Origin of the sequence: Niallia sp. FSL R7-0271, assembly GCF_038005785.1 — a bacterium.
Classification (GTDB): domain Bacteria; phylum Bacillota; class Bacilli; order Bacillales; family Cytobacillaceae; genus Niallia.
On record NZ_JBBOTZ010000001.1, the window covers coordinates 2,747,135 to 2,767,310 of the forward strand.

Sequence of the window (20,176 nt, forward strand, 5' to 3'; positions counted from 1 at the left end):
CTATCTAGATAGTACACTAATACACCAATGCCTGCAATAGGTTATTTGTAAATTTAAACCAGTATTTTTACTCTAAAAAAAGATCCTAGGCCGATAGCCTAGGATCTTTCGTTTATATTAGTCATTTACACGCTTAATTTTAATGTCCCCCAGTAATTCCTTCACCACATGGCTTGCCATAATTAAACCGGCAACAGATGGAACAAAGGCATTGGAAGAAGGCGGCATTTTTGCCTTGCGAATCGGTGCATCTTCTTTCCCAACCACTTTGCGGACATCTTCTCTGATAACGATCGGGCTTTCATCTGAAAAGACTACTTTAATTCCTTTACGGATTCCCTCTTTTCGCAGACGAAGACGAATAACTTTAGCAATTGGATCTGTATGTGTTTTGCTGATATCAGCAATTTGGAAACGAGTCGGATCCATCTTATTCGCTGCACCCATACTTGAAATAATAGGAATATTTCTTTGTAAACATTCCTTCATTAAGTGAATTTTATAGGAAATAGTATCAGATGCATCCACAACATAGTCCAAGCCGTATGCAAAGATTTCCTCATAAGTTTCTTCTGTATAAAACATTTTCAGTGCGATTACTTCACAATCTGGATTGATATCTGCAATGCGCTCTTTCATGATATCAACTTTCGGACGACCGACAGTTGACAATAATGCAATCACTTGGCGATTGACGTTGGTAATATCAACATCATCCTTGTCAATCAATATTAATTTTCCGACTCCTGAACGAGCCAGAGCTTCAGCAGAAAAGGAGCCGACCCCTCCAATTCCTAGCACTGCCACCGTGCTGTTTTTTAACTTTTCTAATCCATCTGTACCGATCGCTAATTCATTTCTTGAAAACTGGTGCAACATCTATTTCTTCAACTCCATTATTAGATTTACGTTAATAGGAATTATACATATGTTTTCTAGTATTATACTCTTAAACCCTTTTGTACTATAACATAAATTATTGACAGGTTCTAGCCCTTGTCCTCAGGACTGTTGACAGGAAAAAAAGGCTGTCACTTTTAGACAGCCCTCTTTTATCAGTCATTTTTTTTCGGTGATTTAAGTGCTAGATGCAAATCATCAAGCTGGCTTTGAGAAACCTCGCCTGGTGCATCTGTCAACAGACAGCTTGCACTTGCTGTTTTCGGGAATGCGATTGTATCACGCAGGTTTGTTCTGCCAGACAGAAGCATAATCAGTCTATCTAAGCCGATTGCAATTCCGCCATGCGGAGGTGTTCCATATTCGAATGCTTCCAGCAGGAAACCAAATTGCTCATAAGCTTCTTCTTTAGAGAAACCAAGCAGTCCGAACATTTTTTCCTGAATATCTTTTTCGAAAATACGAAGTGATCCTCCGCCAAGCTCATAACCATTCAATACAATATCATACGCTTGTGCTTTAACTGCCTTAGGATTGGAATCAAGCAGTTCAATATCTTCTCGTTTTGGCATTGTGAACGGATGGTGAGCTGCATAGAAACGGTTCTCTTCTTCATCAAGTTCAAACAACGGCCAGTCTGTCACCCATAGGAAGTTGAATTTCTCTGGGTCTATTAAGTTCAACTCTTTTGCTAATTTAAGGCGAAGTGCACCTAATGAGTCTGCAACAACGCTTGCTTTATCTGCAACAAACAGCAGCAGATCACCTGGTTCAATAGCAAGTGCTGCTTCAAACGCTTTTTGCTCTTCCTCTGAGATGAATTTTGCTATCGGACCTTTTAATCCATCCTCTTCTGCCTTCAACCATGCTAAGCCTTTCGCGCCATAAACTTTCACGAATTCTGTCAAAGCATCAATATCTTTACGAGAATATTTGTCATTTGCTTGCTTCACATTAATTGCTTTTACTTGGCCGCCTGATTCAACAGCAGCTGCAAACACTTTAAAGCTGGAGTCTTTAACGATTTCAGACAGATCTGTAAGCTCCATTTCAAATCTTGTGTCTGGCTTATCCGATCCGTAGCGTGCCATTGCTTCATCATAAGGCATTCTTGGGAATGGTGAAGGAACATCGATTCCTTTCACTTCACGCATAATTGTCACCATCATGTTTTCCATCATTTTCATGATGTCTTCCTGACTTAAGAAGCTTGTTTCAATATCAAGCTGTGTAAATTCAGGCTGACGGTCTGCACGCAAGTCTTCATCACGGAAGCAGCGGGCAATTTGGTAATAGCGCTCAATTCCGCCTACCATCAGCAGCTGTTTGAAAAGCTGCGGAGACTGCGGCAATGCATAAAATTCATTTGGATGAACACGGCTTGGCACAAGATAATCCCTTGCTCCTTCAGGCGTGCTTTTTGTAAGGATTGGTGTTTCGATATCCAAGAAGCCTTCGCTGTCTAAATAATCTCTCATAATCTTTGTTACTTGATGACGCATTTTTAATGTTTCAAACATAACTGGTCTTCTGAAATCTAAATAGCGATATTTTAAGCGAACATCTTCTGCTACGTCTGTTTTATCAGAGATAGCAAACGGCGGTGTTTTTGCTTCGTTCAGAATGATAATTTCGTCTACAACAATCTCAATTTTACCTGTTTGCAGGTTTTCATTGATTGTTCCTTCCTGCCTTGCCACAACCGTTCCTTTAATATCTAGAACAAATTCATTTCTTACTTTTTCTGCAATTTCAATTGCTTCTTTATTTATTTCTGGATTAAACACGACTTGAACAATGCCAGTACGGTCACGCAAATCAATGAAAATAAGTCCTCCCAAATCACGGCGTTTTTGAACCCAGCCCTTTAAGCTGACTTTTTCGCCAATAGCCTTTTCTGTTACTTCACCACAAAAATACGTTCTTCCAAACATATTTCATCCTCCTTTTAGTTCCCTACTATTTATTTTTAATAGCTTTGAAAATCTTGCAGCGCTGCCGCTAATTCTTCCAGCTTCACTTGTTTTTGTTCACCAGTTTCCTGACTCTTCACATTAATCTTGTTTTCCTTCAGCTCATCCTCGCCTAAAATAGCGACAAATTTAGCTTGAAGGCGATCGGCAGCTTTAAATTGAGCTTTTACTTTTCTGTCCATATAATCTCTTTCAGCAGATAAGCCTGCTCTGCGCAAATCATTTAAAAGTCCGACCGTATAATCCTTTGCTTCTTCTCCCAATGCAACAAGATAACAATCGATTTTCTTCTCAACAGGCAATTCGATTCCTTCTGCTGTTAAGGCTGCAAGCAATCTTTCCAAGCTCATCGCAAACCCGATACCAGGTGCTTCCGGTCCGCCAAGCTCTTCTGTAAGCCCATTATAACGACCGCCTCCGCAAAGTGTCGTAATGGCTCCAAATCCTTCTGCCTCACTCATGATTTCAAATGCAGTGTGATTATAGTAATCCAAGCCTCTTACTAGATTTGAATCGACTACGAAAGGAATATTTAAGGCAGTTAAATATGCTTTCACTTTCTCAAAGTATTGTTTAGACTCTTCATTCAAGTAGTCTAGGATCGACGGTGCCGACTTCATTAACGGGTGATCATGATCTTTCTTACAATCCAAAATTCTCATTGGATTTTTTTCGAGACGGCTTTGGCAGTCACTGCAGAATTCGCCGATGCTTGGCTTAAAGTGGCCGATTAGTGCATCTCTGTGTGCAAGTCTGCTTTCTTTATCACCAAGACTGTTTACAACGAGCTTCAGCTTTGAAAGCCCAAGTGATTCATATACACTATAGGCAAGTGCCATTACTTCCGCATCAATCGCAGGATCCTTGCTGCCGATTGCCTCTACACCAAACTGGACGAATTGGCGAAAACGGCCTGCTTGTGGACGCTCATAACGGAACATTTGTCCTAAATAGAAAAGCTTAACTGGCTGTGATGGCAACCCGAACATTTTATTTTCTACAAAAGAACGAACGACAGAAGCAGTACCCTCTGGTCTGAGTGTCAGGCTTCTTTCTCCTCTGTCTTCAAATGTGTACATTTCCTTTGTGACAATATCTGTTGTATCTCCAACACTGCGCAAAAACAGCTCTGTATGCTCAAAGATAGGTGTTCTTATTTCGTTATATTGGAATCTGTCGCAAAGCTCTTTAATACGTGTTTCAATATATTGCCATTTTTCCACTGTGCCTGGCAGAATATCTTGCGTTCCTCTTGGAATATTTATTTGCATATTATTATCCTCCTGTATTGGCTTATGTATCGGAATTAGGGATGGGCAATTTTAAAAAAGCAAACAAAAAAATCCCGCCCCTTGTATATCAAGAAATATACAAGGGACGAGATTTTGGAATCCCGTGGTGCCACCCTAATTGAAGAAATGCATCTTTAAAGAAATGCATCTTCCACTTTGCAGTTAACGCCTGCTAACGTTTCATACCTAGTAATGTTAAAAAACATGTTCAGAAGAAAACCTACGGAGTGTTCGTTCATTAAGTCATCATGCAGAAATGCTTCCAGCCTTTGGCATTTCCTCTCTTTTCATGTGTATCCTAACTACTTTTCTCCCTCATTGGCTTTTTTAATTTATCCCTTATTATTTTATTAATAATAATAAGAGATGAATTGATTGTCAATAGCCCTTTAATATCTCCCAACCTGCTTTTTCAGTTTTCTTGCTTCGCCTACAGATAACCCAAACTCTGAAGCAAGCTCAACAGCTGTCGAGTTAGCTTCCTTTTCGATAAAATCATGAAAGTCCACACCGAGTAATTTCGAGCTTACATCATGGGTTTTTATGCTTTTTTCACCAAATCTCATTGTTTTCACCCTTTTTTCTTGTTAATTTCTATTATTATCCCCATGAGTTAAAAAATTTTTCATCATATGTTATATTTATTGTCTAAAATTGAAAAGAAAAAGAGAAAAGTTATCAAAGGAGATTGTATCTTGAAAGAGAAATGTATTAAAATGCAACTAACTATGCTCTTTCAAGGAAGGGAGGAGAAGCTATCAAATGATAAAGAAACAGCATATATGGATAATTCCCATTATGATGCTAATGCTGATTCCTGCAATCCAAGCTAAAGCGGAAAGCAGTCTATCTGTGCAATCGACGACAGTCCTTAATATAAGAGAAGGTCCTAGCCTTGATGATTCAATTATTGGGAAAATGGAAATAGGCACAAGCTATAAAGTGCTGACTGACAATGGGGACTGGCTGAAAATCGATTTAGGAAATGGTCAAGCCGGCTGGGTGGCAGCCTACTTAGTAACAAAGTCTGAAGGTTCGAGTAATGATGCTCCCAATACGCAAACAGACAGCGTCACAGCATCAGAAGGAACCATTTCTGAAAATGGATTAAGACTGCGCAAAGGACCTGGTACCGAGTATCAGGTTATCACAACACTCAGCAAAGATACTCCTGTCACCATTCTTTCAAATGAAGGAGACTGGGCTGAAATCCAAACAGCGCTCGGAACAGGCTGGGTTAACAGCCAATATATTATCGGCGGCGCGCAAACCACTTCAGACACAACGGACGTCTCACAAACAGACGGCCAAACTGCGATTGTAGCTGACGATGATATAAACGTTCGTGACACAGCTTCTTTGAATGGAGTAGTCATTGGCAAGCTGGCAAAAGGAACGGTAATACATATAGTAGCAGAGGATGGAGATTGGGCTAAAATCCAATTTTCAGGCAATACTGGCTGGGTGTCTAAAACCTTGCTGACTGAGGACAGCGAGGTAGAAAACATTTCTGCAAAACCAATTGATGCATCTGTTACTATTCTTCATGATGGGACAAACATTCGGAGTGAAGCATCCGTACAAGCCTCAGTCTTAAGTATTGCAAGTGAAGGGGATTCCTTTAAAGCAACAGAAGAGATTGGCGACTGGTATAAAATTGAGCTGGCAGACGGTCAAGCCGGCTATGTAGCAAGCTGGATAGTGTCAGAATCTGCTGAAAAGCAAACAGCACCTTCCTCACAAGACAGTAACAAAACAGGCGACTTAAAAGGAAAAACAATTGTCATCGATCCTGGTCATGGCGGTAAAGACAGCGGGACAATCGGAGCTGTCGGCACATTGGAAAAAACGCTGACAATCCGAACAGCCAACCTTCTTGCTAAAAAACTGCAGGCTGCTGGCAGCAATGTGGTGATGACAAGACAGAATGACTTTTTTATCTCGTTGCAGGACCGTGTCAATATGAGCAGCTTCTATAAAGCTGACGCCTTTATCAGCATCCATTATGACAGCATAAAGGACAGCAGCGTCCGAGGGATGACAAGCTATTATTACAGCTCTTCCCAAAAGGAGCTTGCCAACAGTCTGCATGAAAACATTATTGAAGCAACCCAATTAAAGGACAGAGGTGTAAGGAAGAACGATTATTTTGTTCTTAGAGAAAACACACAACCAGCAACGCTTTTAGAGCTTGGTTATTTAAGCAACCAGCAAGAAGAGGCGCTTGTTTCGTCCCAAAAATACCAGGAGACAGTTTCCGCAGCCATTTATGAAGGGCTCGAAAGCTATTTCCAATAATAAAAAGAACCGTTCCAATCGGAACGGTTCTTTTATTTGCTTTCGAGTATAAGAGTAACAGGGCCATCATTCACCAATGAGACATCCATCATGGCACCGAAAACACCTGTCTCCACATGCAAGCCCTTTTCCCTCAGCATAAGATTAAATTGATCGTATAGATTTACTGCATAATCCGGTTTGGCGGCATTCATAAAGTTCGGCCGTCTCCCTTTTCGCGTATCTCCATACAGAGTAAACTGGGAAACAGACAAAATAGCGCCTTCAACCTCCATTATGCTGTGATTCATTTTCCCATCCTCATCATCAAAAATTCGCAGATGGGCAATTTTATCTACAAGCTTTGCTGCATCCTCTGCTGTGTCATCATGTGTGACGCCAACGAGGAGCATATAGCCCTTATCAATTTGTCCAACGGTTTTCCCGTCGACTTCCACTTTTGCTTCTTTCACTCTTTGCAACACAATACGCATACCGTTTCTCCTTAGTTCATGATTCTACGTACAGAATAGACATCAGGTATCTGCTTAATCCGCTCCACCACTTTATGGAGGTGATTGACATTCAGAATGAGAATAGACATCGTGATGGTTGCCATTTTATTGCGGTCAGATTTGCCTGAAACAGCAGAAATATTCGTTTGCGATTCGTTAACTGCCTGAAGAACCTCATTTAAAAGGCCTCTTCTGTCATATCCGCTTATCTCAATTTCCACATTATATTCCTTCCGATCATTCAGCGCTGTTTCCCATTCAACAGGAATCAGTCTTGCTTTTGCATCCTCGGTATCGATATTAGTACAATCTGAGCGGTGAACAGAAACGCCTCGTCCCTTTGTAATGAAGCCGACAATCTCATCGCCTGGCACTGGGTTACAGCAGCGTGACAGCCTGATTAGCAGGTTGTCAATCCCGGTTACCCGCACTCCAGAAGCACGTTTTTTCGCACTAGGAAATGACTTTAATTCAGCAACAGCATTAGATATTGTTGCAGACTGCTCCGCATCACGCTTCTTGCGCCATTTCTCTGTAAGGCGGTTGGCGACTTGAAGGGCTGTTATGCCATTGTAACCGACAGCAGCATACATATCCTCTTCACCAACAAAATTAAACTTCTCAAGCACTGTCTTAATATTATCAGGGGTAAGAATTTCCTTCAGATCAAACTCCATATTGCGGATTTCTTTCTCGACAAGCTCCTTGCCCTTTTCCACGTTCTCCTCTTTGCGCTGCTTTTTGAAGAACTGCCTGATTTTATTTTTTGCTTGTGAGGTTTGTGCAATCTTGATCCAGTCTTGGCTAGGACCATATGAATGCTTGCTTGTATGAATTTCGACGATATCGCCAGTCTTTAACTTATAATCAAGTGTAACCATCTTGCCGTTAACCTTGGCACCAATTGTTTTATTACCGATTTCCGAGTGAATTCGATAAGCAAAGTCAATCGGAACGGAGCCTGAAGGCAACTCAAATACATCGCCTTTTGGGGTAAACACAAATACCATATCGGAAAACAAATCGATTTTCAGACTTTCCATAAACTCCTCGGCATTAATACTGTCTTCCTGGAAGTCGAGAATTTCTCTAAACCATGACAGCTTCTCTTCAAAGGAGGAGCCTTCATCAACTGTTTTTCCTTCTTTATATGCCCAGTGTGCGGCAATCCCGAACTCTGCAATTCGATGCATTTCTGTTGTGCGTATTTGCACTTCCAGCGGGTCACCCTTCGGCCCAATCACTGTTGTATGCAAGGATTGGTACATATTAGCTTTAGGCATCGCGATATAGTCTTTGAAGCGTCCTGGCATCGGCTTCCAGCGTGTATGAATAATTCCAAGCACGGCATAGCAGTCTTTGATGCTGTTTACCACAATGCGCACTGCCAAAAGATCATAAATCTCGTTGAACTGCTTGTTTTGTAGCACCATCTTGCGGTAAATGCTGTATATATGCTTTGGACGTCCCGAAATGTCAGATTGAATTTTTACTTCATCCGTGCCTTCCCGTATTTCGGAAACAACTTCTTCTAAATATTGTTCACGCTCAGCGCGCTTTTTCTTCATTAAGTTAACAATTCGATAATATTGCTGTGGATTCATATAACGTAGAGCTGTATCTTCAAGCTCCCATTTAATTGTAGATATCCCTAGTCTGTGGGCTAATGGAGCGAAAATCTCAAGCGTTTCATTTGAAATGCGGCGCTGCTTCTCTGCAGGAAGATGCTTTAGCGTTCGCATGTTATGAAGTCTGTCGGCAAGCTTAATCAGTATGACTCGTATATCCTGCGCCATTGCGACAAACATTTTGCGATGGTTCTCTGCTTGTTGTTCTTCATGGGATTTGTATTTGATTTTCCCTAGTTTCGTAACGCCGTCAACGAGCATGGCCACTTCATTGCTAAAGCTGTCACTAATATCCTCTAATGTGATATCGGTATCTTCAACAACATCATGGAGAAAACCTGCAGCAACAGTAGCCGGATCCATCTGCAAATCAGCAAGAATCCCTGCCACTTGAATAGGGTGGATTATATATGGCTCCCCAGATTTTCTATATTGTTCACGATGAGCATTTTGGGCAAAATCATAGGCTTTTTGTATGAATTTTGTATGCTCTTCGTTTAAATATCCTTTAGTCTTATCGATGACTTGTTCGGCGGTTAACACTTGATCATTCGCCATGTAATCACCTTTCATATTCCGAGTGTATTATTAGAATTTATCATAAGTTCGACTATTTATCTATCCCGCTATATGTTTTTCCTTATATTGCATCATGCAATTTTTAATAGAATTAAAACAATTTTAGAATGATTATTTCTATTATTAAAAAAAAGAGAGAGAATGTAAAGAGAATCCATGTAATTTTTTTGCAAAACATTAGAATTTTTGTCGAAAACAGTCGAAAGTTCCCGATGCTTTTTTATTGCAAAAAAAAGAGCGCTATCACAGCGCTCTTCTTCGTTATTAATATTCCATCAATGTCAAAATATCATAGCCATCAAGGTTTTTGCGTCCTTCTAGGTAAGACAATTCAATCAAGAAGGCAATCCCAGCTACTACACCGCCCAATTCTTCTACAAGCTTGATTGTAGCCTCAATTGTGCCGCCTGTTGCAAGCAAGTCATCAGTAATTAGGACTCTTTGGCCAGGCTTAATTGCATCCTTATGGATTGTCAGCACATCCTTGCCGTACTCCAAGCCGTAAGAAACCTTGATTGTTTCTCTTGGCAGCTTTCCTTCTTTACGAACTGGCGCAAAGCCTACTCCTAATGAATAAGCAACAGGACAGCCGATGATAAAGCCGCGAGCTTCTGGTCCGACAACAATATCGATTTCCTTTTCTTTAGCGTACTCAACAATTTTATCTGTTGCGTATTTATATGCATCACCATTATCCATAAGTGTGGTAATATCTTTGAAACGAATGCCCGGTTTTGGCCAATCTTCCACAATTGTTACATACTGTTTTAAATCCATTCTTGCACTTCCTCCTCATTCTTAACGGATTTCTGAAGAATAAGATCAAACCAATTCTTTAACTGCTCATAAGACGAGTATATTAATTCATTTTCGAGCGAAAATTGTGCTTGTTTCTGTTGAAAAGAAGGAGACTCTGTTAAATCTCTTCTATTGCTATTCTTATTCAGCGTAATAAACCCATCCTTCATTGTAACAAAATTCAGCTCAAAAAACACCTTTGACATAAAAACAATTGTTTCTTTGCTCCAGCCTTGGCGTTTCGCAAGCTCTCCGCCGTACTTTTTAAGGTCAAAGCCATTTTGCTTTGCAAGAAAAGCGTAGTACCATTTAAAGTGATCCCTTGTCGGCATCGTGCTGAAAAAGTCGCTGTCCTGCTTAAAAAAGCTTGCATATATTCGTTCAGGGACAGTACTAGCTAACAATTGTTGAACGATATCTTTGCTATGCGGAAAGTCTGCCAGTACTAGTATGCGATTTTCGGTTTGGAAGGATGCTGCATCATCAAGATTTTCAATAATTTTATAATCAGAAATAGAATTAAGAGCCTCAGGTACCGAATCCTTGTGAAAGAAAATCCATGTTGCACTGTTGCCTGGTATGGCAGATGCGAGCTTCTCCAAATTTCTAATACCTCGGTAATCGAAAAGCTGCCAATGCTTTACAGCAATATCCTGAATAAATATTTGCGGCTTTTTTATATTATTCCATTCATTGATAGAAAGCTGTCCTAGTACAGACACCTTTGCACTTGGCGATATATGGTCATAAAGCTCGCCAATCCCAAACCCAATTCCATCAAGGCTTGTGTCTTCCTGCTGAAATTGCACCTTCAAATGATTCTGGTTAGCTCCAATCTTCCTTATAGTGCTTATCTCAACAGAATCCATCACAATCCGCGGCTTAGCATTATCGACACCAAATGGCGCAAGCAGCTGCATTTCCTCAATGGCTTGTAAATGCGCATCTTTAAGGTCAATCTCCATATCAACGGCTGTTAATGGAACTAAATCTTCAGGAACAAGCTTGTCAAAAGCGAGTTGGTTCAAGCGCTGACGAAGCTGATCCACATCCTCCAATGCAAGTGTCATCCCTGCTGCCATCGGATGTCCGCCGAAATGGGGAAGTATCTCTCTGCATGTAGACAGATTCTGGTATAAATCAAATCCGGCAATACTGCGTGCCGACCCCTTTGCAATACCTTTTTCCTGATCAAAGCCGAGAACAATGGTCGGTCTGTAAAATTTCTCGACTAGCCTTGAAGCCACAATACCGACTACTCCCGGATTCCATCCCTCTTTACCGACGATAATCACCCGGTTTTCGGCCAACGGATACAGCGTCTCAACTTGTTCAATCGCTTCCTCCGTAATTTGGTTAACGATTGCCTGCCGTTCTTTATTTATCGCTTCCATCTCTTCTGCAAGAGATGCAGCAAGGTCTGGGTCATCTGTTAAGAGCAGTTCAACGGCAGGGTCAGCACTGTCGAGCCGGCCAACAGCATTTATCCTAGGGGCAATCATAAATCCGATTGTTTCCTCATCTATCCCGCTTGCTTCTGTCTTCATCTGCTTCAGTAATGCCTGCAAGCCGATGTTAGCAGTCTGCTTCAACTTCTTGATTCCAAGTTTGGCGATAATCCGGTTTTCCCCTGTCAGTGATACAAGGTCGGCAATTGTCCCAATTGCAGCAAATTGCAGAAGATGTTCTGGGAGTTCGCCGTATAGCGCATGCGCAACTTTTAAAGCAACACCGACTCCGGCAAGCTCATGGAAAGGATACTCGCTCCCATCCAATCTTGGATGAATGATTGCTAGCGCATCTGGAAGAACTAATCCAGGCTCATGGTGGTCTGTCACGATATAGTCTATCCCTAGCTCTTTCGCCACATCTGCTTCCTTGACAGCAGCTATTCCCGTATCCACTGTAACAATCAGCTTAATGCCGATGCTTGCTGCATATCGAAATGCCCCTTCATTCGGTCCATAGCCTTCTGTAAAACGATTGGGTATATAAAATTGAACATCGGCGCCTAGATCCTCCAATGTTTTCATCATAACAGTGGTGCTCGTTACACCATCTGCGTCATAGTCGCCAAATATAAGGATTGGCTCTTGTTTATCGATGGCATCCTTTATGCGGTCTACTGCTATATCCATGCCCTTCATTAAAAATGGGTCATGAAACTCATCTATGCTGTATAAAAATGCTTTTGCCTTTTCAAGGCTATCATATCCTCTGTTTACGAGTAAACTTGCTACAAGAGGTGTGATTTTTAACTGGTCTGCAAGTATTGCAGCATTATCATTATTTTTCTTTTCTGTAATCCATCTAGATTTAGGATGAAGCATCTTATCACCTCAATCTATCATTATACAAGTATGAGTTAATCCTTTCAATGTTTGATAGTGGAAGAAACAGACTTTGATTACACACAAAAAAGCTTATGCCATTGCTGAGCATAAGCTTTTTTGTGTGTGAAATTATTTTGTTGGAGCAGTTATTGTCTCTACTGGTTCTGCCTCACTAGTTTGTACTGGTTCAAGCTCTTGCAGCCGCAATTGAAGTGACTCGTTTTCCTTAACTGCAGCCTTCCATTTTCTCTGCAACGAATAAATTTTTATCAAGCCAGCAGAGCCTATCATAAGTCCTCCCAGCAATACGGAGATTAAAATTACGAGAATGAGCGGCCATTCTCCTGTTCCAAATAAATAGTTCACTGTAACAGAATCAACATTTATCACAGCAAAAACAGCTACTATAAGTGCAAAAACAATGCCAAATAATAAGTTCCATTGGATTTTCATAAGCTACCTCCAATACTAAGTCCTTCCCTATAACTTTCCCATAATATGCAGGTATTAAACTAAAAAGACAGGTCCTTCAATCAAGGACCTGTCTTAAATCAAACTTATACTTGCGGCTCATCTGAACTTACACGTTTTTCTTTAACCGTAATCAGAACGCCTTTTTTCTTAAGCTCTTTTTTCTTCCATACAAACCATAACTGGGATGCGATAAAGATAGAAGAGTATGCACCTCCGATTAAACCAATCAATAAAGCTAATGAGAAGTTTCGGATTGACTCGCTTCCAAAAATCAACAAAGCAATTACACAGATAACAACTGTGAGAACTGTATTGAGGGAGCGTGTAAATGTTTGGCGGATACTTGTATTGATAATATCTTTGATTTCCTTCGCAGTCGTAATTCTTTTCTTTTTCACAAGGTTTTCGCGGATACGGTCGAACGTAACAATCGTGTCGTTAATAGAATACCCGACAATCGTAAGTACTGCCGCGATAAATGTAATATCAACTTCAAGCCTTGTGAAGCTGAAGATGACAATGATAAAGAATGCATCATGAAGCAGGGCGATAATAGCTGCTAATGCCATATATATTTCAAAACGGATTGTTACATAAAGTATTATCCCTAGTGATGCTAAAATGATGGCATAGAACGCATTTTTGGCCAGCTCTTTTCCGACTGTAGGTGATACGGTGCTGACATTCGGATCGGAGCCGTATTTATCATGCAGAGTCGTTTTCAGTTCTGCGACTTTGCTTTGACTCATATCCCCTTTTATGCGGATTGCAGCTCTGTCATTATTTTCACCAGAAATAGTGATATCATCTGCTGTAATGCCGAGAGCATCCATATCTGCTTGAACCGCTTCTGTTGTCAATGGTTTCTCAGAGCTTATTTCCACCCGTGAACCGGCTGCAAAGTCGATGCCAAGGTTAAGTCTAAACACAGCAATAACAATGATACCTACAACAACAAGCACGCTTGATATTCCAAAGAATACGTTTTTGTATTTTACAAAGTCAATACGGTCAAATTTCGTCGGCAATGTAAGTGTATCGTAGTTTTCGCCAATATGCTTAATATCCTTCTTATTGACACCAAACCATGACGGTCTCTTGTTGAATGCTTTGCTGTTAACAATAAGCCCAAGCAACAATCTTGTCCCATATACTGCCGTGATAAAGCTCACTAGAATACTGACAATCAGCAATGTCGCAAATCCTCTAACAGAGCTTGTACCATATGCAAATAAGATAACGGACGCAAGAATCGTTGTAAGGTTAGCATCAATAATGGTGGATATTGAGTTTTTGTTACCAGCTTGGTAAGCGGATTTCAGTGTTTTCCCTACTTTAAGTTCATCCTTAATCCGTTCATATGTGATGATATTGGCGTCAACCGCCATACCGACACCAAGTATTAGGGCGGCAATTCCCGGCAGTGTCAGTACCCCGTTAATTAAATCAATAACAAGCAGATTTAAGTATACGAATATAGACAGGGTGATGACTGCAATTAAGCCTGGCAAACGGTAGTAGAACAGCATAAACAAGAACACAAGTCCAACACCAACAATGCCGGCAAATACTGTTTCTTTAAGAGCCTGGTCACCAAACTGGGCTCCAACGCTTGTTGAATAAACCTCAGTCAGCTTAACAGGAAGAGCTCCCGCATCCAGAAGCTCAGCCAATGTCTTCGCTTCTTCAATCGTAAAGTTTCCTGTAATCGAAACGGTATCTGTGTTCAATACACTGCTTACCATTGGGTTAGACAGGAATTTAGGATCAGCTTTTGTTGCTTCTTCCGCATAGGAATCGCCTTCTTCATAATCGAGCCAGATGACAAGCGGATTTCCAAGCACTTCTGTCGTTACGTCCTTAAATTTCTCAGCATTCTTCAGCTTTAAGGAAACACTAGGTTTACCATATTCATCAAATACCTGTTCAGCTCCGCCTTGCACTAGGTCAGAACCATCCATCAGCTTTTTATCGTTAACATCACGGAACGACAGGTTCGCTTCTGTTGACAGCAATTCCCGTGCCTTATTCTGATCAGTTATGCCTGCTAGCTGTACACGGATGCGGTCCTTTCCTTCGATTTGAATGCTTGGTTCGCTGACACCGAGCACGTTGATTCGCTTATCTAAGGCTTGAGCCGTACTGTTAAGAATATCCGTATTAATCTTTTTCCCATCTATTGGTTCTACTTTATAAAGAACCTCAAAACCACCTTGGAGATCAAGACCAAGTTTAATATCCTTTAAAATATTATTTGTTGTTCCTCCCATCAATCCTGCAAAGACAACTACAATTAATAGGAAGGCAACTATTCTGCTCCGCTTTACCATTATGTATTTTTCCTCCTCGTTCTAAAAAGGCGTACATATGATTACACCTATTGACAAGCTTAAGCCATCCTGACAGGACGGCAAGCACTATTCATTACAGAATTTGTTCATGAATTCTTCGTTAATTAAACATTTTCTTTCTATAATAAAACATTATGAAACAGTTTATGAGTGCTGTCAATTTGTACTAAAAATTATCGAACTTCTTCACAAAAAATTCACAAATGCTCTGTATGTAAAGGTTATTTTAGCAGCTCCTTTTTTTCCTCCTCTGAAAGCACAGAGAAATAGTCGTCTGCCTTGTAGGCTTCCACTGTGGCAAAATTCATGAAGTCTAATACTTTAACATTCATTACATCTTGAACAATTTCTGCAATCCTGTAGTCCGTTGAGGTTTTCTTCCACTTTTTCTTCGTTAAGAAGAACCATAGTTCGTTCTCATCTATAGTGTCATAGCCCAGTAGATGAAATTCCTCCAGCTTGCTCTTCAGCGCTGGCTTCACTTGATGGCGAAAATGATCATACAAATGCTCAGATGGCATCTTTCAAACAGCTCCTTTAACATGATGGTCCTTTTCCTCTTATCATAAACCTCTTACGTTTTTCATGATGAAAGGCAATAGTTCCTTTTCGATCCAATCTCTGCTTCTTTTCAAATTCCTTTATATACTTGTCATGCTTTGTCCACATGAATGCATATAGTTAATTGTATAGCATTATTCGTTATTTGAGAAGGCAGGGAAATAGAATGTCTAAGTTTTTGAAAGGCACCATTATACTGCTAGCAGCAGGACTGATCACTAGAGTTTTAGGTTTTATCAATCGCATCGTTATTGCCCGATTTATAGGGGAAGATGGAGTCGGGCTGTACATGATGGTATATCCCACACTCATTTTAGTCGTGACCATCACTCAACTTGGACTGCCTGTCGCCATTTCAAAAAACGTGGCAGAAGCATATGCGGAAGGGAATCAGCGCAAAGTCAAATCCATACTTGTCGTTTCTTTATCAACGACACTTGGACTTGCATTGGTTTTTACACCGCTTTTATATTTGCTTGCTCCATATTTGGCTGAAACATTATTTAATGACAGAAGAACACTAGTGCCAATGATGGCCATCGCACCGATTATTCCTGTCATCGCTGTCTCTTCTGTTCTAAGAGGATATTTCCAAGGGAAACAAACGATGAAGCCGGCAGCTGTTTCACAGGTAATTGAACAAGTTATCCGCATCACGTTAATAGCTGTTCTTACGAAAGCATTTTTGCCTATGGGAATTGAATATGCTGCTGCAGGAGCGATGCTCGCTGGGGTTATTGGAGAATTGGCTTCTCTTCTTTACTTGCTCGCCTCTTTCAAATGGAAAAAGAGCTTTTCCCTTCGAAACAAATTCTTGCAGTATATAGTGAAAGGGAAAACCACCTTTAACGAGCTTATGCAAATTGCCCTTCCTACTACAGGAAGCAGAATGATTGGGAGTATTGCATGGTTTTTAGAGCCTATTGTGGTGGCGCAAAGCTTGGCTATCGCTGGGCTTACTGCCGTCAATGCTACGAAGCAATACGGAGTGTTAACAGGATTTGCACTGCCTCTTTTGATGCTTCCTTCGTTTTTCACACAATCACTGTCCACATCGCTTGTTCCTGCCATAAGTGAAGCCAATGCCAGCAATCAAAAGCAAACGATAGACTATTTGCTGCAGCAAGCGTTAAGGTTCACGTTCATGACAGGCGGACTTGCTGTGATTGTGCTGTATGCATTGGCAGAGCCTTTAATGACCGTCATGTATGGCAGCACAAAGGGGACAACCTTTATTTTGCTGATGGCACCATTTTTTATCTTGAACTACTATCAAGGACCGCTTCAAGCAGCACTGCAGGCGCTTAACTTGGCAAGGGCTGCGATGATAAACAGTTTTATCGGAGCAGCTGTGAAAACAGCCGTTATTCTCCTTCTTGCCAGCAGGCCGGAGTTCGGTATTTACGGGGTAGCCATTGCTTTAATAGTCGGCTTTGTTCTCACAACATTGCTTCATTTCGCTACTATAACTAAATCTATAGGATTTTCTATTTATGTAAAAGATTACGCCAAAATGCTTGCTGTCATCTTTATTTCCGGCTATGCTGGAGCATTTCTGGCTAACTTAAGCTGGATAGACAGCCTTGTGTTAATGGTGGCAACAGATACAATTATCATTAGCTTGTTGTACCTGATTTTGCTTTTTGTTTTTAAGCTCATTAAAAAAGAAGATATTAGACGGATTCCGTGGATCGGTCCCATATTGACAGGAAAATGAGGATAGAGTCTTGACTCTGCCTCATTTTTCGTCAAAATAATCAATATAAAATTTATCATCCTGGAAACTGCAGAAGGATATCTTATCTATCTTTAGATGCCCCTGTTTCTTCAGCTCCTGCTGTAACCAGCCATGACTTTTTCCAATTTCTTTAAGACTTGCCTCTTGAATGACCCCATCGATTATTAAAGGAATGGTAACGCCTGATTTGTTCGGCTCCTTTTCGAAAACAGACAGCTTTCCAGACGTTTCTAATATCGCAAATTCAACATCAGCAACATTACGAACATCCTTCTCGCGAAGCTGCAGGAGTAAATCGTCCATATTGTAGCGCTGGGAACGCATTGCTTTTTCATCAATTTTCCCTTTATTGATAATGATGGTTGGTTTCCCGTCAATCAAATCTCTAATTTTTTTACTTTTAAGGGAAAGAGCTGCCAGACCAATCTGAATCAGAAGCAGAATAAATATTGGCAAAATAGTAGGAACTAGCTCTGTTTTAATATCTTCAATCGCAGCAACAGCAATTTCTGCAATCATAATATATACAACTAAGTCAAGAATGCTTAACTCCCCTATTTCCCGTTTACCCATCATGCGGAAAACGAGAACGATGATGGCATAAAGCAATAGAGTCCTCAGCAGAATGACAATATACTCCTCCATTATATTCCCTCCCAAAAGTATTTCTTTTCGAATAAACAACCTTTTTAGTTTCTTCTCGCCGATGATTTTTATGCGAAGTAATCAAATTCATGATTCTATTTAGGACAGTTGGCGAATATGCTTGTACTAGTATGAAACTCCAAGATTGTCTCATTAAAAAAGAAAATGGTTGAAAGGAGAGGTTTAAGATCGAAGAAAGCAAAAATGTCGGCAGTGCTGTATTATATGGCCTGATAGCGATCTTTACCCTATTTATTACAAGCAGCATTGTCTTTTCCTTGCTGCTGAGATTCACTTCCCTTCAGGAAGCATCCTTGCAATACATAATCACTGCTGTGTCGTTTATTACTTTGTTTGCAGGAGGGTTTATATCTGGTGGGAAAGGTAAGCAAAAGGGCTGGTTTCTCGGGGGGATAACAGGCTTGATTTATTTCCTGATAGTGTTCTTGTTCAGCTTTTTAGGCTTGGATCAGCTCTTTACTTTCGAGCAGTTCATTTACCATGTTTGCTATACGCTGATCGCGATGATGGGCGGCATATTAGGAGTTAATCTTTCGAAATCTTAATGGAGAATAACTTTCATTAAAAAAAGCTGGCAGCAAAACTTGCTTCCAGCTTTTTGTATTATGCTTTGTCCAGGACAGTGCTGGAAGATTCCAGAACTTCACGAACTGCATTGCGGTCAAAAGTCAGACGGCTTCCGTCTGGAGACTTAAGAACAACAGTGCCTTCATCGATTGCATCGACTGTGCCATGAAGTCCGCCAATCGTGACAATCTTGTCCCCTTTTTTCAAATCACTCTGCATTTGCCTTACCGCTTTTTGACGCTTTTGCTGCGGACGGATAAGCAAAAAGTAGAATAGAACAAACATTAAAATAAATGGTAGTAGCCCCATAATGTTTTGCATTCATTTCCCCTCCTTTCAAATTCTCTATTTAAAAGTTTCTAGCATTTGGCTTATTGAAGCCGTAGCGCTCGAAAAACTCTTCTTTGAAGTCCCCCAATCGATCTTCACGAATCGCTTGTCTGACATTCTCCATTAAGTTTAACAGAAAATAGAGATTATGGTAAGATGTAAGTCTTATTCCGAAAGTTTCATCACATCTGATTAAATGACGGATGTAAGCTCGGCTGTAGTTTTTGCATGTATAGCAGTCGCATTCCGGGTCAAGCGGCCCGAAATCTCTAGCATATTTTGCGTTTTTCACTACAAGTCTGCCCTCGCTTGTCATGCATGTGCCGTTGCGGGCAATGCGTGTCGGAAGAACACAGTCAAACATATCAATCCCTCTGATTGCCCCATCTATTAAGGAATCAGGTGAACCAACACCCATTAAGTAACGCGGCTTATTATCCGGCATTAATGGTGTTGTGAACTCAAGCACTCGGTTCATAACATCCTTCGGCTCGCCGACAGAAAGGCCGCCGACTGCATAGCCTGGGAAGTCTAAAGATACAAGATCTCTTGCACTCTGTTTGCGCAGCTCTTCATATTCTCCACCTTGGATGATTCCGAACAAGCCTTGGTCCTCTGGTCTGCCATGTGCTTTCAAACAACGCTCAGCCCATCTTGATGTACGCTCTACCGATGCTTTCATATAGTCATACTCTGCAGGATATGGCGGACATTCATCAAATGCCATCATAATGTCTGAACCTAACGCATTTTGGATTTCCATCGCTTTTTCAGGTGAAAGGAACAGCTTATCTCCATTTAGGTGATTTCTAAAATGAACTCCCTCTTCCTCAATTTTGCGGAAATCACTTAATGAGAACACTTGGAAACCGCCTGAATCAGTCAAAATCGCTTTGTCCCAATTCATGAATTTGTGCAGGCCTCCCGCCTCTTTCACAATTTCATGACCAGGGCGGAGCCATAAATGATACGTATTGCTCAAGATAATATTTGCACCCATAGTCTTCAAGTCTTCTGGCGCCATCGTTTTTACTGTCGCCAATGTACCGACAGGCATAAATGTAGGAGTTTCAAAGGAACCGTGCGGAGTGTGCACGATACCAAGCCTTGCTCCTGTTTGTTTACACGTCTTAATTAATTCATAACGTATTGCAGTCAATGTAAAATCTCCTTTATTTAAAAATCCACCAATAA

The 20,176-nt window shown here is 40.8% G+C and carries 17 protein-coding genes and 1 other annotated feature; of the genes, 3 read left to right on the plus strand and 14 right to left on the minus strand.

What is annotated here, in order from left to right; translation table 11 throughout:
• Nucleotides 1-117: 117 nt before the first annotated feature.
• The 4 genes from MKX82_RS14140 to MKX82_RS14155 all read right to left on the minus strand — a co-directional run bounded on the left by MKX82_RS14140 (nucleotide 118) and on the right by MKX82_RS14155 (nucleotide 4,731).
• Entirely contained in the window at nucleotides 118-879 is a 762-nt protein-coding gene (locus tag MKX82_RS14140) for a tRNA threonylcarbamoyladenosine dehydratase (protein WP_233313041.1), read from the minus strand.
• Nucleotides 880-1,055: 176 nt separating this feature from the next.
• Complete coding sequence (gene aspS, locus MKX82_RS14145; protein WP_341077930.1) at nucleotides 1,056-2,834, minus strand: aspartate--tRNA ligase; 1,779 nt, start codon at nucleotides 2,832-2,834, stop codon at nucleotides 1,056-1,058.
• 35 nt (nucleotides 2,835-2,869) lie between these two features.
• On the minus strand, nucleotides 2,870-4,144 hold the full coding sequence (gene hisS / locus MKX82_RS14150) for a histidine--tRNA ligase (RefSeq protein WP_237941742.1): 1,275 nt from the start codon (nucleotides 4,142-4,144) through the stop codon (nucleotides 2,870-2,872).
• A 99-nt stretch (nucleotides 4,145-4,243) separates the two neighbouring features.
• Nucleotides 4,244-4,493 (minus strand) — a binding site (T-box leader).
• A 61-nt stretch (nucleotides 4,494-4,554) separates the two neighbouring features.
• A complete protein-coding gene (locus MKX82_RS14155) occupies nucleotides 4,555-4,731 on the minus strand; it encodes a hypothetical protein (protein WP_233313038.1) in 177 nt (58 codons plus the stop codon).
• 196 nt (nucleotides 4,732-4,927) lie between these two features.
• Here MKX82_RS14155 and MKX82_RS14160 point away from each other — a divergent pair, with 196 nt between their 5' ends.
• Nucleotides 4,928-6,463, plus strand: coding sequence for an N-acetylmuramoyl-L-alanine amidase (locus MKX82_RS14160; RefSeq protein ID WP_341077934.1), 1,536 nt, complete (start codon nucleotides 4,928-4,930; stop codon nucleotides 6,461-6,463).
• A 32-nt stretch (nucleotides 6,464-6,495) separates the two neighbouring features.
• Here the strand turns inward: MKX82_RS14160 and dtd are convergent, their stop codons facing one another.
• The 7 genes from dtd to MKX82_RS14195 all read right to left on the minus strand — a co-directional run bounded on the left by dtd (nucleotide 6,496) and on the right by MKX82_RS14195 (nucleotide 15,641).
• Entirely contained in the window at nucleotides 6,496-6,936 is a 441-nt protein-coding gene (gene dtd / locus MKX82_RS14165) for a D-aminoacyl-tRNA deacylase (protein WP_233313036.1), read from the minus strand.
• Between the two features lie 11 nt (nucleotides 6,937-6,947).
• On the minus strand, nucleotides 6,948-9,143 hold the full coding sequence (locus MKX82_RS14170) for a RelA/SpoT family protein (RefSeq protein WP_233313035.1): 2,196 nt from the start codon (nucleotides 9,141-9,143) through the stop codon (nucleotides 6,948-6,950).
• A 285-nt stretch (nucleotides 9,144-9,428) separates the two neighbouring features.
• On the minus strand, nucleotides 9,429-9,941 hold the full coding sequence (locus MKX82_RS14175; protein WP_233313034.1) for an adenine phosphoribosyltransferase: 513 nt from the start codon (nucleotides 9,939-9,941) through the stop codon (nucleotides 9,429-9,431).
• Nucleotides 9,932-12,292: a single-stranded-DNA-specific exonuclease RecJ gene (recJ, locus tag MKX82_RS14180; RefSeq protein ID WP_341077936.1), complete on the minus strand. Its 2,361-nt coding sequence runs from the start codon at nucleotides 12,290-12,292 to the stop codon at nucleotides 9,932-9,934. Before recJ ends, MKX82_RS14175 begins: the two co-directional genes overlap by 10 nt.
• A gap of 132 nt (nucleotides 12,293-12,424) precedes the next feature.
• Nucleotides 12,425-12,748: a LapA family protein gene (locus tag MKX82_RS14185; protein ID WP_341077938.1), complete on the minus strand. Its 324-nt coding sequence runs from the start codon at nucleotides 12,746-12,748 to the stop codon at nucleotides 12,425-12,427.
• A 104-nt stretch (nucleotides 12,749-12,852) separates the two neighbouring features.
• Nucleotides 12,853-15,099 (minus strand): protein translocase subunit SecDF, encoded by a 2,247-nt coding sequence (gene secDF / locus MKX82_RS14190; RefSeq protein ID WP_233313031.1) that lies wholly within the window; start codon nucleotides 15,097-15,099, stop codon nucleotides 12,853-12,855.
• 242 nt (nucleotides 15,100-15,341) lie between these two features.
• Nucleotides 15,342-15,641, minus strand: a complete 300-nt coding sequence (locus MKX82_RS14195; RefSeq protein ID WP_233313030.1) for a post-transcriptional regulator — start codon at nucleotides 15,639-15,641, stop codon at nucleotides 15,342-15,344.
• A 206-nt stretch (nucleotides 15,642-15,847) separates the two neighbouring features.
• Between MKX82_RS14195 and spoVB the strand changes: the two genes are divergently transcribed.
• Entirely contained in the window at nucleotides 15,848-17,398 is a 1,551-nt protein-coding gene (spoVB, locus tag MKX82_RS14200) for a stage V sporulation protein B (protein ID WP_341077943.1), read from the plus strand.
• A 21-nt stretch (nucleotides 17,399-17,419) separates the two neighbouring features.
• Here the strand turns inward: spoVB and MKX82_RS14205 are convergent, their stop codons facing one another.
• On the minus strand, nucleotides 17,420-18,064 hold the full coding sequence (locus MKX82_RS14205; protein WP_233313028.1) for a DUF421 domain-containing protein: 645 nt from the start codon (nucleotides 18,062-18,064) through the stop codon (nucleotides 17,420-17,422).
• Nucleotides 18,065-18,252: 188 nt separating this feature from the next.
• Here MKX82_RS14205 and MKX82_RS14210 point away from each other — a divergent pair, with 188 nt between their 5' ends.
• Nucleotides 18,253-18,630: a TIGR04086 family membrane protein gene (locus MKX82_RS14210; protein ID WP_233314698.1), complete on the plus strand. Its 378-nt coding sequence runs from the start codon at nucleotides 18,253-18,255 to the stop codon at nucleotides 18,628-18,630.
• 58 nt (nucleotides 18,631-18,688) lie between these two features.
• Here MKX82_RS14210 and yajC read toward each other — a convergent pair whose 3' ends face one another.
• Both yajC and tgt read right to left on the minus strand, forming a co-directional pair.
• Nucleotides 18,689-18,973, minus strand: a complete 285-nt coding sequence (gene yajC, locus MKX82_RS14215; RefSeq protein WP_233313027.1) for a preprotein translocase subunit YajC — start codon at nucleotides 18,971-18,973, stop codon at nucleotides 18,689-18,691.
• 28 nt (nucleotides 18,974-19,001) lie between these two features.
• A complete protein-coding gene (gene tgt / locus MKX82_RS14220) occupies nucleotides 19,002-20,141 on the minus strand; it encodes a tRNA guanosine(34) transglycosylase Tgt (protein WP_233313026.1) in 1,140 nt (379 codons plus the stop codon).
• Nucleotides 20,142-20,176 lie beyond the last annotated feature (35 nt).

What these genes read in the sequence shown, in the direction of transcription:
- MKX82_RS14140 (WP_233313041.1), bottom strand. Translation starts at nt 879, where the DNA reads ATGTTGCACCAGTTTTCAAGAAATGAATTAGCGATCGGTACAGATGGA.
- aspS (WP_341077930.1), bottom strand. Translation starts at nt 2,834, where the DNA reads ATGTTTGGAAGAACGTATTTTTGTGGTGAAGTAACAGAAAAGGCTATT.
- hisS (WP_237941742.1), bottom strand. Translation starts at nt 4,144, where the DNA reads ATGCAAATAAATATTCCAAGAGGAACGCAAGATATTCTGCCAGGCACA.
- MKX82_RS14155 (WP_233313038.1), bottom strand. Translation starts at nt 4,731, where the DNA reads ATGAGATTTGGTGAAAAAAGCATAAAAACCCATGATGTAAGCTCGAAA.
- MKX82_RS14160 (WP_341077934.1), top strand. Translation starts at nt 4,928, where the DNA reads ATGATAAAGAAACAGCATATATGGATAATTCCCATTATGATGCTAATG.
- dtd (WP_233313036.1), bottom strand. Translation starts at nt 6,936, where the DNA reads ATGCGTATTGTGTTGCAAAGAGTGAAAGAAGCAAAAGTGGAAGTCGAC.
- MKX82_RS14170 (WP_233313035.1), bottom strand. Translation starts at nt 9,143, where the DNA reads ATGGCGAATGATCAAGTGTTAACCGCCGAACAAGTCATCGATAAGACT.
- MKX82_RS14175 (WP_233313034.1), bottom strand. Translation starts at nt 9,941, where the DNA reads ATGGATTTAAAACAGTATGTAACAATTGTGGAAGATTGGCCAAAACCG.
- recJ (WP_341077936.1), bottom strand. Translation starts at nt 12,292, where the DNA reads ATGCTTCATCCTAAATCTAGATGGATTACAGAAAAGAAAAATAATGAT.
- MKX82_RS14185 (WP_341077938.1), bottom strand. Translation starts at nt 12,748, where the DNA reads ATGAAAATCCAATGGAACTTATTATTTGGCATTGTTTTTGCACTTATA.
- secDF (WP_233313031.1), bottom strand. Translation starts at nt 15,099, where the DNA reads ATGGTAAAGCGGAGCAGAATAGTTGCCTTCCTATTAATTGTAGTTGTC.
- MKX82_RS14195 (WP_233313030.1), bottom strand. Translation starts at nt 15,641, where the DNA reads ATGCCATCTGAGCATTTGTATGATCATTTTCGCCATCAAGTGAAGCCA.
- spoVB (WP_341077943.1), top strand. Translation starts at nt 15,848, where the DNA reads ATGTCTAAGTTTTTGAAAGGCACCATTATACTGCTAGCAGCAGGACTG.
- MKX82_RS14205 (WP_233313028.1), bottom strand. Translation starts at nt 18,064, where the DNA reads ATGGAGGAGTATATTGTCATTCTGCTGAGGACTCTATTGCTTTATGCC.
- yajC (WP_233313027.1), bottom strand. Translation starts at nt 18,973, where the DNA reads ATGCAAAACATTATGGGGCTACTACCATTTATTTTAATGTTTGTTCTA.